This is a genomic window from Paenibacillus sp. BC26 (genome assembly GCF_900116125.1).
Taxonomy (GTDB): Bacteria; Bacillota; Bacilli; order Paenibacillales; family Paenibacillaceae; genus Paenibacillus_Z; species Paenibacillus_Z lignilyticus.
Genome location: NZ_FPAD01000002.1, coordinates 856,821 through 873,724 on the forward strand (window position 1 = coordinate 856,821; position 16,904 = coordinate 873,724).

Sequence of the window (16,904 nt, forward strand, 5' to 3'; positions counted from 1 at the left end):
ACAGGGGAACTATATAGAGATGACACAACCGGGAATGGTTATTATCGGCGCCGGCGAGGCCGGTGCAAACGCGGCAATGGAGCTGCGTAATCAAGGCTACACGGGCAGCATTACGCTGATCGGCAAAGAAAATCGGACGCCTTACGAGCGTCCGCCGCTATCGAAGAGCGTCCTGCTCGAAGAAGAAGCACCGGCTCCGACATTCATGCTGGATGCGGCTAAGCTCGAAGAGCTGAATATTCAGCTGCTATCGGATAGCCATGTAACGAGCATCGATCGCGATGCACACCGGATTGTGCTGGGTGACGGCAGAGAGCTGTCTTATGAGAAGCTGCTGCTTGCAACAGGCGCAAGCCCGCGTAAGCTGAACATGGAAGGCTCCGATACTTCCGGCGCCTTGTACCTTCGCACATTCTCCGATGCGCTTGCGATTCGTTCGCAGCTGCACCCGGGCAAACATATCGTCATCGTCGGCGGCGGCTTCATCGGCCTCGAAGTTGCGGCGAGCGCTCGCGAGCGCGGCTGCGACGTGACTCTGCTTGAAGTAGGACCGCGTATTCTGACGCGCGGCGTACCTGAAGAAATTGCGAATGTCGTGGAAGCAAGACATCGCGAAGCCGGCGTTACGTTCAAGATCGGCACGGCAATCAGCCGCATCACGAATGATAACGGCGCGCAAATTATTGAGATGGCCGATGGCACTGTCATTCGCTGCGACGCCCTTATCATCGGCATCGGAGCTGTGCCTGAGCTTGCACTTGCTGAAGGCTGCGGCCTTGCGATCGAGAATGGTATTCGTGCGGATGAGAAGCTCGCAACAAGCGACCCGGATATTTTTGCGGCCGGGGACTGCTGCTCCTTCCCGCTTGCGCTGTACGGCGGCACGCGCGTTCGTCTTGAATCCTGGCGCAATGCGCAGGATCAAGGCATTCACGCCGCGCAAAATATGCTCGGTGCCGATCAGCCGTATGAGGCGATTCCTTGGTTCTGGTCGGATCAATACGACGAGTCGCTGCAGGTAGCAGGCCTTGTCGACTTCGGCAGCGCGAACAAGATCAAGCGCGAATCGGCCGACAACGTGCATTTCTTCTTCCATCTGGCGGAAGACGGCACACTGGCAGCAGCCAGCGGCATCGGTCCCGGCATCGCCAAGGACATCCGTTTGGCGGAAATGCTCATCGAGCGCAAAGCCGTCATCGACCCGGCCGTTCTCGCCAGCGCGAGCACGAAGCTGAAATCGCTGTTGAAATAAGAGAAATCGCCCGTTATGATGCCCAAGTGCATCGTGGCGGGCGATTTACGTTTCCGCTCACAATATAAAATAATCCGTAACGAGCAACGCAGCGCCTAACGAGAGATTCATCCATCCCAAAACCTTGGATAATTTACGCTCCTTGTCCATCTTCTTAACCCGATATTCCTTAATATCAAATTGCAGAATCAGAAAGCCGGTTAGCAGAAATAACGGGATGGAGTAGCTGATGAAACTGACGGCGATATAGCTTCCACTGAACAAGAGATCCACCCCTTATGTAGATTTCATGCCGACCCTTCTTACATTGATTTTCACGTGAAGATCGAAAGAGGCTTCTTTGTACATCTCCTGCCAGCGTTTCTTCGAGCGGACCTGCGAATTCCAGAACCCCGGCTTCTTCGCACGAACAATTTCGCCAAAGCCGAATATATCCGAACCGTCCTCCTGCGTCTGCGCAAGCAATTTCTTATACACAGCAATCGCCTTTTCTTTCTCATCTTGTTCGATTTTTCTTAAGATGCTTGAATATCGGATGGTCACGGCATCGCTTATTTTCTCTTCCACACTGATCTCCAGCGCAATAAATAGGGTGAATACAGGTCGACCGTTTACGATGCGCACGCTAATCTTCTTGTCCCGATGCGTCGTCGTCATCATCACATTCTTCGATGGACCGCCAAGATCGACAAAGATGCGGTAGCCTGCGGGATTCATCCCTTTAACGCCCATGAAGGCCCCGATTTGGCTCGCATTTGTTGTTCCTACCATCTTATTGTCTCTAAAATAAGCCAACCCGGTAATCTGGATGTTCTGTTCCTTACGGATAGCTACATAGGGCAAATACCCTTCCTCCCCCAGCTTTACCGAGTTGCTCCAGAAGTTGCCGATGTAATCAATCGGAAATTTCCCCATTCGGATTCCTTCATCCAATGTGGCTATGAGATATAACGTCGGCACTCGCTCCAGCTTAGGCGCAGCCTTCATCAGCGCCTTCGCGCTGCCTTTCGTAATCATCAGCCACGCCATGCGCCTGACTTCCGAATTGCGATGGAAGAAATCGTTAATATTCTCCATGCCGCTTCTCGCCACGCGCTCCGACACGACAATGACACGTAAATGGCCGAAGAACAATCGACTTGAAATCTGCTGCTGCAAATTCATTAGTGCATCATCGACGGAATGCCCGACGGAATCAAGTACCCAGAGGGTTTCCTGCGTGCCGGCACCGCTGCTGCCGCCGCTTTCCCCCGGGCCAAGCGGAATCCGGCCGGGGAGCGCGATTTGGACCGTAACCCTGACCATGTCGGTCTTAGGCGTAACCTGAATGACTTGCGATTCTCGCTCCTCCTTGGAGATGAAACCGGCCGGATCTATCGATATGCCTAATACGACCGCGCGTTCCTCAATCTCAAGCCGATCCCAGCAGCCGCTCAACATGGGCACAATCAGTACTACCACAAGGGAAAGCTTAATGGTCCGTATCCAGCGGCTGTTCTTCAACACGATCCCCTCTCTTCCCGCGAATGTGTGTGATGATGAACAGAAGTGCCGGATAACCGATCGTTACCAACAAGCCGATTCGTCCGATTTCCTCAATGATTTCGTACATTTGCAAAATATTTTGAGGAAGCACCGCCATGATGAAGACGAAAGGAAGCAAGAAAAAGGAGAACATGTTGTGGTCCTTGCTTCCGAAGAGATGGCTTATGAATCGAAGGGTCAAATAATAACTGGAAAACAACGTCGTAAATACAGCGGTTACCCAGACCGCCAGAAACGCCGCATCCATCCGCTCGAGGATATTGGCCGGCAGCGATGTTGCTTTGGCCAGCTCCAGCGTTGGCCATAGCAAATTTTTGATTTCTTCGGCACCAAAGACGCCTACCGCCGCTATGACGATGATGACATACATGCCGCCTGCAATACACATGGCAACAAAACTTGCCTTGATCGATTTGTTCGGCTTCTGCATAGCCGGAATTACAATCGTCATCACGAAGGAGCCTTGAAACAAGGACGCGATCGTTATAATACCCGGGAGCATATGAGCTTGGCTGTTTCCCCAAATCGGCTGCAGATTAATAACATCCGCATTCTTCAAAGAAAGCGCGACAATAAGCAAGGCCGGACCGAGGAGAAACGGGAAATAGAACAAATGGATATAGGAAAACGTCACCAAGTTGTTGCGCGTAGAAACAGCCGCCAGCAGCAGCATTACGATGACGGTAACCTCAAGCGGCGTATTCTTGAGAACCGAGGTGACGACAACCTCGCCGAATTCACGCGCCGCAAGCGATGTCAGAATAGCAAAGAACGCGATGATCGCAAGACTGCCAATTAGCGACGGCCATTTACCGATAATATCCTCGCTGTACTCGACAATGGACTTATTGGGAAATCGCATGCCAAGCAAGCTGATCAACAGCAGTCCGCAAAAGCCGACTATAGCCCCCAGAAGGGTAACAAGCGGTGCGCCTGCATCTCCCGCACGTACGGCAAACAAGGGCAGCGGAAGCACGCCGACTCCGATGATGGTACTAACCAGAATGGCTGACGATTGAAGCGTCGTAATGGTACGGGTGTTTGCCATGCCTTATTGCCCCTCCTTGGAAGGTTCGATTTCACTTGGATCCAGCACATTCTTAGGCTGCTTCTCTGCGGACGGTTCGGAAGATACTCGTTTCTTATCCTGTGTATGCAAGGCGGGCGGGCGTTCTGCCATCCACTTCAGCGGACTCCGTATGAGGACATCCTTCATCCCTTTGAAGTTTCCCGGCACAAGCGGGCTCAAATATGGAAGGCCGAACGACTTCAAGGAAAGGAGATGGTTGGCAATGAGAATGAGGCCGATTACGACGCCATACAGCCCGAATATCCCTGCCATAATAATGAGCGGGAAACGCAGCAGCCGCAATGCCAGAGCGGCATTATAGGCCGGTGTTGCAAATGAGCCGATCGTGGTCAGTGCGATAATAACCACCGTAATCGGGGATGCGAACCCGGCTGCAACCGCAGCTTGCCCGACAACCAATACGCCGACAATCGACAGCGCGCCGCCGACCTGCTGCGGCAGCCGAATCGTCGCTTCCCTTAATACCTCCATTGAGATTTCAATTATCAGCACCTCAACTACAGCCGGGAATGGCACTCCGGCCCTGCCGCCGGCCACCGCCACCGCGAATTCCGTCGGGATCAGCTCCGGATTGAAGGAGATGATGGAGACATAAATCGCCGGGAATACAAGCGAGAAAACCAGTGCCACCAATCTCGCCATGCGGATCGCGCTCATTAGCAGAAACCGTTCCGTATAATCCTCGATCGTCTGATAGAACTGGCTGAATACCGTTGGGACAATAAGCGCAAGCGGTGATCCGTTCACTAGAATGGCCACCCTGCCCTCCAGTAGATTCGCAACCACCTTATCCGGGCGCTCCGTGTACTGCACCTGCGGAAACGGAGTTACGTGGTTATCCTCGATAAATTGCTCCAGATATCCTGAATCCAGCACGGCATCAATATCAATGGCCGAAAGCCTGCGTTTCACTTCTTCTACAAGCTCTGCATTCGTAACGCCATCCAAATAACAGACCGACACCTTAGAGCGGCTTCGGCGGCCGATCTCGAGCGAATGAATGCGCAGCTCCGGCGTTTGGAGGCGATACCGGATCAAGGCGATATTCTTCTCCAGCATCTCGATAAAGCCTTCGCGAGGCCCGCGTATGACCTGCTCGGTAGCCGGCTGATCGACCGCGCGTTTCTCGATGCTGCAAGTACAAATCGAGATGCCTTCCTCCACTCCTTCGATGACCATCGCGGTATCACCGCGCAGAATGCACGAAATAAGCCCGGAAAGCTTCGTTTCGGGCTTAATGCTGCTGTGGTAAAGGACATCATCGATAACAAGGCCGCGCAATCTTTGAGGCTCTAGGTCGCCGCCTTCCAAATGAGCGGGCAGGTGCATCAGAGGCTTAAGAATATGATTGTTTATCGTCGCGAGATCTGTCATTGTGGCATAGAAGAACAATACCGCTTCATAACGCCCGAATAGATGGAAGCGGCGCACGATGAAATCATCGTCATCCTTCATTATCCCTTGCACCGCTTCGATTGTGTCTTCCAGCCTGCCCTTCAAGCTTATATCTAGTGCTGCGTCCAATATAGGAGCAGACGCTCTCGTAATGATTCTCGATTTGCCTTTGCCAGATGCCTTCTTCATCGATTTAGCTGCCTACTCTCGCCAGTCCGCTTGGATAATAGTAGTAATTTGCCCTAAAGCAGGAATAACTATTAGGAAGCCGGATGAAAAAAAACAGCGGTACAGGTATTCATAACCTGTACCGCTGTTTTCCTAAATTCCCTTAACGCTATAAGACGAATATTGCGTACGACTGCCCTTATCGTTCGCGAAGCCTACCATGCCGTTCACGTAAGGCGCAGACTCGTCCTTGTATCGAATCACAGTCGCTCCATTAACGGTCACTTCGAAGTCGCTGCCAACAGCATTAATGCCTACCTCATACTCCTGGCCGTAAGCCCATTCGAAGTCGACGCTTGCGAGCTCGCGATAGCCGTTCTCGTTCTTGTACAGGCGGAACGTATTCCCTTCGGAGAAACCTGCGGCATAAGAGCGAATGCCACCTTGCACGCGGAAGAGGATACGGTGCTCGCTGCCAGATTGCGGGATGACCGAAGCTGAGTAGCGGTAATCCTTCCACTGCAGATCCCCCGTATAGCTCTCGGCAGACTCGCCATAATAGCTGCCGCACAGCTTCCCTTCATCCAGCGTCCACAAGCCGCGCAAATAAGTGAGCTGGCTCACTTCGATATGAATGCCGTTCCACTTCTCCAGACGTTCCTGCGCAAAGTCGATCGAATAATCAGGCTTCCCGGCGAAGTTCATGTCGTCCACATAAGCAATCAGCGCTCCCCAGCCCCCTTCGGGAATCCACTCTATGCCCGCTTCAAGCAGACAGACGTTTTCCATTGCCGGGATCGAATAAGTAAGCTCCGTCCATTGCCCCGGAGTCAACGTCGTTTTTTCTCCGTAATGACGGACATCGGCATTTCGGTCTCGCACGTAAAGCCGCACCTGGACCGACCTTTTCTCTGTCTGCGGCAGCATGACCTTCGCCGCAATCGACTGCCCCGGGTAAAGATTCGGCGAGAAGCATGGATCATAGCGGCTGTCGTTGAAATCCTCGGGACGGTAATAGGTTTGACGGTAAGCCCGATAGCCTTGTCCGCCGTGCGAACGATCGAATACGACTTTGAGCGAACGCTCTCCGCTTGCCGCGGCTTCCGTCGTGTTCTCCACGAAGCTCGTGACATGATGGCTCCGGTCGTCCCAATCGGTCCTGAACGCATGCGTAGAGCCCGGAAATTCAAAATGGAATTGCGACTGCTTGCCGTTCAAGATCGGCTTCCACTTCTCTGCCGGTTCCGAACCGGCAATGCGATAGCCCAACTCGGCAACGTACTGGGCGCACCACGGCAGATCGATCGCGTTCAAGGAACCAATGACGCTTGAGCAGCAGAGGAAATCGTTGATTGGCTTGCGCCACGATGGATCGATGCCGTCCAGGCCGACCATCACGCCCATAATCGTACCCACGTTACCGACGTTGCAATCGGTGTCCCATCCGCACATATTGCATATATTAATCGCCTTGGAGTAATCGCCTCCGGAATACAGCAAGGATAAGACGATGACCGCGGAGTTCGGGATAATATGGCAGACGCCGGGATAGCGGTCATAACCGTAGTTGTCGAATACGAACTTGAAGCAATCCCGCCAATTTTCCGGATTGCGGTGATAGAACGCGATCACGTCTTTTGTCATCCGGGTATATTCGCAATCCTCAGGAATAACGGCAAGGCCTGCCGCGATAATCGCTTCGATATCCCGTTCCACAAAGGCGGCTGCGATACAGGCCGCAATGAACATGCCTCCGTATTTGCCGTTGCCGTCATGCGAAACGCTGGCAATTTTCTCTGCATAATGAGCAGCCAAACTTGGGTTGCCAGGTGCGATCAATCCCCATGCGTCGATGAAAATCTGTCCGCCGATTTGCTCCGCGACAGCGCTTCCATTTAACGCCATAGAACCGGAACGCGGTGCCATGATCCCATTCTTCAAGTTCAGATACGCGGTATGCTCCGTCGACTTCCCATAGCCGCCCCACCAATAGAAGCCATGGCCGTCAGGCGCATAATTGAGCCAAGTCAGCCCCATCTGCTCCGCGGAGATGTCAGGCGTATGCGTATAATCCTCAAGCGCCCGCAGGAAGAACAGCGGGCCGTTCGTGTCGTCGTCGGCCGCGAAATTTTTGAATTGGTGCAAATAACCGGTAATTTCGCCGAACGTACGCTCCAGCTGCTCGTAGGACCAGCCTTCGACATTCCCGCCATGGCGGACGCCGATCGTTTTCCCCACCCATCCCGCATATACGCGTTCCACATAGTCCTCAGGCATTGTATGATTCACAAGAGCCGATCTTTCGGAATTCCCCATCATTCCTTTTCACACTCCGTTCTCTCATTTTCCATTCCAGCCGTGTTGTCCGCGCCAGTGGAATTGTCCTCATCATACATCAGGGCACCTGCTTCGACATATCAAAATTACCGGACATTTGTGCTCGAAAACGTTCCTTTATTCCGTTTGATAAGGCAATCGGATGAATACCGACGTCCCCGAACCAGGCTTGCTCTTCACCTCTACACCGTAATCATGTCCGAACTGCAGCTTGATTCGTTCGTTCACGTTTCGCAGCCCGTACCCTCCCTTCTGGTTCAGCTGGGCACTTTCATCCAGCAACATAGCTACAACCTCCGGCTCCATGCCGACTCCGTCGTCACTCACCTCAAGCAGGACGATGCCGCCTACATACCCGCCTTTGATCAGAATCGAGATTTGTTCCTTCTCATGACTGAGTCCGTGCAGAATCGCGTTCTCGACGATCGGTTGCAGGATCAGCTTCAGTACGGTGGCATCCATGATGCCTTCATCGAGCGCATAGATTGAGCGTATGCGGTTTTTCATCCTATAGCGCTGAATATCCATATACGCTTTAATACATTCGAACTCCTCCCGCATCGGGATGACATCTTTTCCTTTACTCAGGGAAATGCGGTAGAACTTCGCCAGGCTTTCCACGATCTCGCATACGTCGTCATTCCCGTTCTTCCGCCCAAGCCAGCTGACCGTAGACAAGGTATTGTATAGAAAGTGCGGATTGATTTGGCTTTGGAGTGCCGTCAATTCGGCTTCCTTTCTCTTAATCGTGAGCGTATAGACTTCATCGATCAAATATTTCATGCGTTCCGCCATTTGATTAAAGCTATGGTCCAGAACGGCGATTTCATCCTTCCCGCTCACAAACCGTCCCGTCTCGATTTCTCCGTTCCTCATTCTTTGGATGCGTTTGAGCAGAATGGTCATACGAGAGAGAATCAGATTCGAGAAAATGACCAGCAAAGCTACTGAAACGGCTGCGCTGACAAGAATAAACAACAGGCCGTAATTTCGCATGTTCTTCGTTTCTTCCAACAGACGGTTGACCGGAATCATATAAACCATTTTCCAGCCGTTCGACAGTTCGCTGTACATGACTTTGAAATGGTCCTCACTCCGCTGCAGCAGAAAATCGCCGCCAGCCTGACTCCCGATTTCGCCAAGCACGTCCGCTTCCAGGTTCTTGCCTACGCTGGTCCGGTTATTGGACGTAATGATATTCCCATCGGGCTCCACGAGGTAGATCGCCTTGTCTGTTCCCTCTTTGGAAAGCAGCTGATAGAACTCCGATTCCTTGATTTCAATCGTGAGCAAACCTACCGAATGATGATCCGTATAAAATTCCAAGGGCCGATTATAGCTGAATACGCGGGTATTCGGCGCGTTGCGCCTTAACTCCACGTCCCAATACAAATTCCCGTCCGGAACGGACTTCACCTTCCCCCAATATCCTTTATACTTGGATGCCGAGGCTCTCTGGAAATTAAGCTGACCCGCGATTTTGTCGTCGGCAAAGGTCAGATAGGGCTTGGCATTATACAAGGTTGCATTATGAAAATAAATACCGACGGTACGTACGTCGTTTTTGAATTTCAGCAATACTTTGACCCGCTCGATAAAATCGCTCTCGACCTCGTATTTGTCCAGGTTCGAGCTTTTGCTGTAATCCTTCTGGAGATCTAAGTTCAAATTGGTATCAAAGTAGAAATGATTGGACAGCTCCTCATACGAAGCAAGCCGGGTTTCCATATTGTACATCAACTGCTGCATCGAGATCCCATAGGTAAGGTTTGTCTGATTCTCGATGATCTGATTCGCCTTATGCACCAGAAAGAAGCCCATGAACAGGAGCGGTAAAAAGCCGGCAATCATATACGAAGCGATTAATTTCGGCTTCAGCCTGATCCGGTTAATCGTATGGTTGGATAAATCTTTAAGCCAGGATTTGATAGGCATCTTTGAAATCCCCCGGCGATATGCCGTAAAAGTTTTTGAATACCGCGCAGAAGTATGAAACGTTCTCGTAGCCGACGGCAAGCGCGACTTCATTCACTTTACGCTCGGGCTGGCGAAGCAGCTCGCTGGCATTTTTCATTCGGGTTTGCACGATGTACTCCTTTAGCGTCATGCCCGTGTGGTTCTTGAATAATTTTCGGACATAACCCGGAGCCAGGAATACGCGGCCTGCAATGGAATTAATCGTTACATCCGTCATGTACTCGCTCTTTACCCACTGCTTGATCGTTTGCACAATGTGTTCGTTTCTGTTGCCTTGATTCTTCTTGATCAATTCGGCGATGCCTTGAATATAAGCGACGACCCAAGCTGCCAGCGAATCGATGGTATCCATCTGCATCAACTTCTCCCATGGTGCCTTCTCTTGCTCGAACGCCGCTTTCACCAGCTCTTTCTTCTCCGCAAGCGTTTGCAAGGCCGTATTCAGAAGATCGATCGCGACGAACCAGGCCTGCTCCTTCTTCATCGATTTGCCTTGTAAGCTAGCCGTCACGATTTGTTCAATCCTGGCCGGATCGGAGGTTAGGATGGCTTCTTCCAATTCTGCTTTCGAGCGGTGAATGACAATCGGATAATGAGCCCAGCTGCCTTCGTCGTCCTCGTGCCACAGCACGTTTTGCGCGCCTGAATAAAACTTGCGGCCGACTGCCGTTCTGGCCATACGATAATAGCGCGGGCAGCTTCGGATCCCTTCCTCTGCCAGGGCAATGCCGATCGCAAGCGTCATCCCCGTTGACCGTTGCAGCTGCTGAATCCAGCTCGCGGCCGTCTGTTCCAAGTGCTCTTCCATATCTTCCTGAGCAAGAATCGGAGAGCAAGGAATCAGCACGACATATTCGCCTTCACGGGTCATGACGACCGGCAAATTCGTTTCCTCCCCGATCATCCCGCTCAGCTCGCGATAGACGGCGATCGTCTTCAAGTGCTCCGAGTCCTCGCGGTCAACCCCAAGCTCCTCCGCTTTCACGATCATGACGGCCGTAGGAATCGCAGGCAGCGACAACCCATAGGACGCTGCCCGCTGCATCGTCCGATCGTCGTCGATCCGTTCGATGCCGAGCAGAATGTCCCGCAGCAGTTGCTCTCGCAGCAAGGGCAGGCTCTCTTCTACCTGATGCTTAAGCTGGACCTCTTCTTTCTCGCGATGTTTCTCTTCCTGAATCCGGCCGATCGCTCCGGCAATGGTATCCATCAAGGTCTCTTTATTGATGGGTTTCATCAAATAAGCAACCGCGCTCACATCCACCGCGTTCCTTGCCGCATCGAAATCCTCATACCCGCTGATGAATATGAATTTGACGTTCGGATAATGCCGCTTCAGCCGGCTGGCGAACTCCAGACCATTCATGCCCGGCATCCGCACATCTGTAATCACGATGTCCGCTTCCACGTCGACAAGCGCCTCTAAAGCGGCTTGCCCGTTCCAGGCCTCGCCAATGATCGTGATGCCGAGCTGACTCCAGTCGAAGAGAGAACGAATCCCCTCGCGTTCCATATCTTCGTCGTCCACGATAAACAACTTGATCATGATGATTCCTCCTTGCCGAAATTGCCCGTGAGAAACTCGGAAAGGCTCCCGTCGTGGCAACCGGAGCCGTTCCGAAATTATCTTCTTATTGCTTCCATTCTGCTTTGCGGTCCTGATACATTTGGTTCATCGCCGCTTCCGCTTGGCCGATGCCCATATCATCCGCTTTCTTCAAGAATTCATCATAGCCTTTATCGAATTCCGCATCAGACGCGGATAGGATCAGCTTCACGATCGTGTTGTAAGATAACTGATTCACTTTAGTCGTAGCAATGTACTCCGCGCTCTCCGGCTTAAAGTTAAGTCCGGCGATATCCGTGTAATCCCACCCCGTGCTTCTTCCTTCCTCGATCCAATCCGTCCCTTTCTCGCCGTAACCCTCGTTGGCCCGCTTCGTCTCGTCGTCCCACCACATGGAGAAATCCAGTTCTTTGCGGGACATTTGGTACGTGAAGCTCGGGTGATCGTTCATATCCGTGCTGAAGGTCAGAAACCCGAATGTGTTCAATCCGCGCTTCGACGCAAACAGCTCATCATTCTGCCAGCCGTTCACTTGGAAAGTCGTGCTCTTGATATATTTTTTGCCTTCTTCTTCCGTAATAAAGTAATCATAGCCATCTTTATCTTCACCGTCAAAGTTAACGACGCCCTTTTGCAGCAAGTTTCCTTCCTGCGTATTCAAGTAATTAACGAACTGCATAAACCGCTCCGGATCTTTCATTTTGCTCGAAATATAGACGCCCGAATCGTAGTTGGCTCCGTATGCGTCGTAAGTCGTCTTTGCTACTTCCGGATTCCCTTTCAACAGGAAGTATTTGAAGCGAAACGGCTTCTTGTCTTGGGTGAAGATACTGTTCGCTTCGTACATGTTGTCGAACCAAGATCCGATGGATGAGAACACTTTCTCCGAAGCCATCTTCGCCTTAAACCCGTCAATGTTCTGAACGGCAGACTCCTCGTCGAGCAGTCCTTGCTGATAGAGTTGGTTCAGCCATTTCAACGAATCGCGGATGCCGGCGTCCTTATATTTGTAAATCAGCTTATCGTCAGGCGTCCAGACATAATCGTTGTAAAGCCTTACGCCCTCGGCGCCTGCCAAGGTTTTGACCATGTTCGTAAAGAAGCTCTCCGTTCCGAGCGCCAGAGACATCGGAATGTATTGCGGATACTTTTCCTTCACTTCCTGGAGCAGCGCCGTGAGTTCGTCGAACGTCTGCGGCTTGTACCAGCCCTTAGCCTCCAGAACGTTAGTCAGAAACTGAAAGCTGTAGCCGGTCTCGAGCATTCTATCCGCGCCCGGAAGAATGTAGCCCGAAGGGATTTTATAGATCTTGCCGTCCTCGTTCTTCAGCTGGCCCCAGACCGAGTTTAAATTTTCCTTGATTTGTCCGCCGTATTTGTCGAACAGTTCGTCTAATGGAATCACATAACCGGCGTCGATGAACTTTTGCGCCATCGAGGGGTTGTTAATGACGATCGCGTCCGTCATTTCCCCGCTTGCCAGCATAATGTTCAGCTTCTCATCCACATTAGCCGGAGGCGATTCAAGATTAAGGCGGACTTTCGTTTTATCATAGACCTGCTTCACGACCGGCGCATCCTGAGACGCAAGCTGCGGTACGTTCCAGCCCAGCATGACGCTGAATTCGGCATCCGGCAATGCAGACATATCTCCTGCCTGCGCCGCTGCGTTTCCTTCCGTATTCGCCGCTCCGTTTGACTCCGACGTCTGCTGTGCAGCATCGCCCTTCGCGTTGTTATTGCTGTTGTTAGAACAACCGGCTGCTGCGGTAATGATTATAAAAGCGCTCAACATAATACCAAGTACTTTCCGAACACTTGCTTGTCTCATTTGAAACCTCCCCCATTAGTGTAAATTCTCTTTTCCTATTTTGCTATTACAAATCCTCTTGGAGGACGAACAGCCCGGAATCCGCCTAACCTATTAACCCTTGATGGAGCCGAGCAGCATGCCTTTGACGAAATACCTCTGAATGAAGGGATACACGCACAGTATGGGCACCGTTGCGACCATTGTAATCGCCATCTTGACTGCTTCAGGCGTTACTTTGACCATACCGCGGCGAGCCATGCTGGATTTCATCTGATTGATCATCGCGCCGGCCTCGGTCTGATTCAAAATTTTCATGAGCACGTATTGAAGCGTCTGCAGCTTGCCATTCACCGTGAAAAACAGCGTGTCCTGCCATGAATTCCATTGGCCGACGGCAACGAACAGGCCAATCGTGGCAATAATCGGCGTCGATAGCGGCAATATGATTCGGAAAAACACATACACATCGTTCGCCCCGTCAATATAGGCGGATTCAATCAAGGAATCCGGAATGGATTTGAAATTGGTACGAAGCAAGATCATATTGAAGGCGCTGATTAATCCCGGGATAATATAAACCCAGAACGAATTGTAAATGTGAATGGTCTTAAACAAAATAAACGTTGGTATCAAGCCGCCGTATAGGAACATGGTCATAATGAACAGCGAATTGAAAAACTTGTAGCCGATCAGATCCTTCTTGCATAACGAATAAGCCAGCATAGCCGTGCAAATGACCGAGGTCACCGTCCCGACGACGGTCCGAAGCACGCTCATGATGGAAGCATCGATCAAGGCATCATAGCGGAAGATGACGCCGTAGTTCGCAAAAGTGAATTTACGAGGCCATACCGTCAGTCCTCCCCGCATGGAATCTACGGCATCATTTAGAGAGAAAGCCAGCACATGCAGGAACGGATACAAAGTAACAATCATCAATATCGTAAGGCCGCCTATGTTAAAGAAATCGAATGCAGTATCCTGCCATCTCTGTTTCATCGTTTTGTCCCTCTTTTCATAGCACGTTGTCCTCTCCGAGCCTCTTCGCCATGCGGTTTACAAGATACAAGAGCACCAGCGATACCAACAATCGAAACAGGCCAATCGCAGTTGCGTAGGAATACATCGCATTTCCCAGTCCCATGCGGTAAACGTACGTATCAATGACTTCGGAATACTCGTGAACCATTGGATTGCCGAGCAAGTAGGAGGGATCGAAGCCGGCGTTCAAAATTCCGCTTGCGCTAAGCACGAGCAGCACCACAATTGTCGGACGGATACATGGTAAGGTGATATGCCACATTTTCCGCCAGCGTCCCGCCCCGTCCACGCTGGCTGCGTCGTACAATTCCGTGTCTACGGACGACATTGCCGCAATGTAGATAATCGCATCCCAGCCGATGTTTTTCCAAACGTTGATGAGTACGACGAGCACCCAGAACAGATGCGGCTCGGCGAAGAAGAAGATCGGCTTATCGATCAGGCCAAGCTTCAATAACAATCGGTTCACTGTCCCATCCGAAGGAGAGAGCAGTGTCAGAAACAGGTTGGCGACAACGACATACGAAATGAAGTAGGGCAGATACGATACGGTTTGAACGGTCCGCTTGAAGAAAACGCCCTTCACTTCATTCAGCAGCAGCGCAAGGGCTACAGCGCCGAACGTACCCACCACGATATTTAAGACGCTGATCGCAATCGTGTTGCGAAGCAGCGTATAGAGCATTTCTTCTTGGAAAAAAGCTTGAAAATGCTTGAGGCCAACCCAAGGACTGCCCGTCACTCCTTTACCGGGATTGTAGTCCTGGAAAGCCATGATCCAGCCCCAGATCGGAGCATAGCAGAACACGGCTGCCCAAATCGCAAATGGGAGGCTGAAGAGTAGCAATATTTTCTGCCTCTTGATCTTCCTCCATAGGTGGTTTCTTTGATGAATAGGAGGGGAAGCTGCCGGTTGTAACTTTCCCGGTACATCATTCATATTCTGGTCATCCTCTCTGGCCTTTCCTCGCTGCATTGAAAGCGGATTCATTTCCTGTATCCATCATAGCTCACGCCTCTCTCGGGAAATATCCAAATTAGCGGACATTCATGTTTGAAAACGCTCTTTTTAAGACGTCACAGCTGCCGTCCTTGCGTGAGTGAAGCGAGTTTCATTCGGGTGAAATAGAAAAACCCGGATGGTTATCCGGGTTGATGTGGCTCAGGCCCTATCGAATCCAGCGTCCAAACCTGCAGCGAGCGAAACGTGACGCTGCCGCTGCCTGCCGCAAAAACGCTGATCCGATTGCTGTCTTCCGACAGCGGATACATCCGAGTAGAAAGACAGGATTCATAGTCGGCGAATACCTCCAGTAAGGAGTGATCCAGTAAAATATGCACGATAGCCTTATCTCCCGTTTGCCAATTAATCTCGCCTTGCAGCTCCATCCGATGAGTCAAAGGTGACAGGCTCGAGCGGGAGCGATCTACGATAAAGCGCTGCCGTGCAGGCTCAAATAAAAGAAGCGTGCATTCCTCGTCATCTTCGGTATGCAGCAGCTTGAAGCCGAAGGAGGAGTTCGCATCCGTCAGCACGATTTCCGCAAGCAGCTCGATCCCTCGCCCCCTTGTCTTAAACGTCAATGTCTGACCACCGCTCAACGTTAAATCGCTTGTGCTCTCGTATTCACCGCGTAACTGTTTAAGCTCCTGGACCGGCTCCATGCGGAGCGCTCCAGTCTCCGTCAGCGATAACGTCCGAGGAACGGTCAGCGCGCCTGCCCAACCCTTCGCGCCATCGAATTCTCCACGCGCAAATTCGGGCATCCACGCCCACAGTAATTTCCGTCCCTCGCCGTCTTCCATCACATTTGGCGCATAGAAGCCTTCCCACCCACTGGGATCGAGTATCCCGTGCCGTTCCGGCGTAAACGTAAAGTCGTCGTTGAACGTGCCCGTATAATACCGGACGGCGTCCTTGGGTGAGTAGATCAGCACGTACTTGCCGTCCAACGGAAAAAATATCGGGCATTCCCAAAGATACTCTTCGGCGCGCTCGGCTTCCATCAGCTTATTCAACAGCTTCCACGCCTTTAGATCGTCCGAGCCGTAGATCATAGCACAACCTTTGCCGTTATGTTTTCCGCCCACGACCATCAGCCACTGCTCCCCGTGTTTCCAGACATAGGGATCGCGCCAATCGCGGATATTCAGTTCTCCGTGCACTTCCTTCGACAGAACCGGATTCCCCTGGTGCTTATTCCAGCTCATCATGCCGTCCGTGCTCGTAGCCATCCACTGCTCCGCCCCGTCTTCATAGCCCCGATCTCCGCTTCCAATGCTCGTGTAGAACAAGGTTGGAACATCATCCGGGGCGATCACGGCGCAGCCGGAGAAGCAATGCTCCTCTCCCAGCTCCGGCGATGGAGCGAGCGCGACCGGCAGATGCTCCCAATGGAGCAGATCCTTGCTCTTCGCATGGCCCCAATGGATCGTTCCCCACTCATCTCCATTCGGATTGTATTGATAGAACATATGATATTCTCCCTGATAATAAAGCAGGCCGTTAGGATCGTTCATCCAGTTGCTCGGCGGCAAAAAATGATAGATTGGGCGATAGAGGTTCATATTAGCATGGCTCCTTAATCCGATTCGCGGTAGTTCGTATGGGCTCTCCACCGACACCATCATCATAGAGCACGCCATTCGGACGCGAATATATTAAAATGTGATTTTTCATGCTGCTTTCCGTTCCATTTGCACCGAAACGGTAAAATGC

12 protein-coding genes are annotated in these 16,904 nt (G+C 51.7%); 1 reads left to right on the forward strand and 11 read right to left on the reverse strand.

The window, feature by feature from the left end; all coding sequences use genetic code 11:
- Nucleotides 1-19 precede the first annotated feature (19 nt).
- Complete coding sequence (locus tag BM412_RS19925) at nt 20-1,252, forward strand: NAD(P)/FAD-dependent oxidoreductase (RefSeq protein WP_091222238.1); 1,233 nt, start codon at nt 20-22, stop codon at nt 1,250-1,252.
- 57 nt (nt 1,253-1,309) lie between these two features.
- Here BM412_RS19925 and BM412_RS19930 read toward each other — a convergent pair whose 3' ends face one another.
- The 11 genes from BM412_RS19930 to BM412_RS19980 form a co-directional block, all read right to left on the reverse strand.
- On the reverse strand, nt 1,310-1,516 hold the full coding sequence (locus BM412_RS19930) for a CLC_0170 family protein (RefSeq protein ID WP_091222240.1): 207 nt from the start codon (nt 1,514-1,516) through the stop codon (nt 1,310-1,312).
- A 12-nt stretch (nt 1,517-1,528) separates the two neighbouring features.
- Entirely contained in the window at nt 1,529-2,758 is a 1,230-nt protein-coding gene (locus BM412_RS19935; protein ID WP_256256466.1) for a Ger(x)C family spore germination protein, read from the reverse strand.
- The gene (locus tag BM412_RS19940) at nt 2,724-3,845 is read right to left on the reverse strand and encodes a GerAB/ArcD/ProY family transporter (RefSeq protein ID WP_091222242.1); all 1,122 of its coding nucleotides are present in this window, start codon (nt 3,843-3,845) and stop codon (nt 2,724-2,726) included. The genes BM412_RS19935 and BM412_RS19940 overlap by 35 nt, the downstream gene beginning before the upstream one ends.
- A gap of 3 nt (nt 3,846-3,848) precedes the next feature.
- The gene (locus BM412_RS19945; protein ID WP_091222245.1) at nt 3,849-5,471 is read right to left on the reverse strand and encodes a spore germination protein; all 1,623 of its coding nucleotides are present in this window, start codon (nt 5,469-5,471) and stop codon (nt 3,849-3,851) included.
- Between the two features lie 132 nt (nt 5,472-5,603).
- Nucleotides 5,604-7,739 carry an ADP-ribosylglycohydrolase family protein gene (locus BM412_RS19950; protein WP_256256467.1) on the reverse strand — a complete coding sequence of 712 codons (2,136 nt, stop codon included), beginning with the start codon at nt 7,737-7,739 and terminating at the stop codon, nt 5,604-5,606.
- 165 nt (nt 7,740-7,904) lie between these two features.
- Nucleotides 7,905-9,722: a cache domain-containing sensor histidine kinase gene (locus BM412_RS19955; RefSeq protein ID WP_177245948.1), complete on the reverse strand. Its 1,818-nt coding sequence runs from the start codon at nt 9,720-9,722 to the stop codon at nt 7,905-7,907.
- A complete protein-coding gene (locus BM412_RS19960) occupies nt 9,700-11,310 on the reverse strand; it encodes a response regulator (RefSeq protein ID WP_091222249.1) in 1,611 nt (536 codons plus the stop codon). The genes BM412_RS19955 and BM412_RS19960 overlap by 23 nt, the downstream gene beginning before the upstream one ends.
- An 85-nt stretch (nt 11,311-11,395) precedes the next feature.
- Nucleotides 11,396-13,162, reverse strand: coding sequence for an extracellular solute-binding protein (locus BM412_RS19965; RefSeq protein ID WP_091222252.1), 1,767 nt, complete (start codon nt 13,160-13,162; stop codon nt 11,396-11,398).
- A gap of 93 nt (nt 13,163-13,255) precedes the next feature.
- Complete coding sequence (locus tag BM412_RS19970) at nt 13,256-14,143, reverse strand: carbohydrate ABC transporter permease (protein WP_091222254.1); 888 nt, start codon at nt 14,141-14,143, stop codon at nt 13,256-13,258.
- Between the two features lie 16 nt (nt 14,144-14,159).
- Nucleotides 14,160-15,032 carry an ABC transporter permease gene (locus BM412_RS19975; RefSeq protein ID WP_256256468.1) on the reverse strand — a complete coding sequence of 291 codons (873 nt, stop codon included), beginning with the start codon at nt 15,030-15,032 and terminating at the stop codon, nt 14,160-14,162.
- A 296-nt stretch (nt 15,033-15,328) separates the two neighbouring features.
- Entirely contained in the window at nt 15,329-16,753 is a 1,425-nt protein-coding gene (locus BM412_RS19980; protein ID WP_177245949.1) for a glycoside hydrolase family 32 protein, read from the reverse strand.
- Nucleotides 16,754-16,904 lie beyond the last annotated feature (151 nt).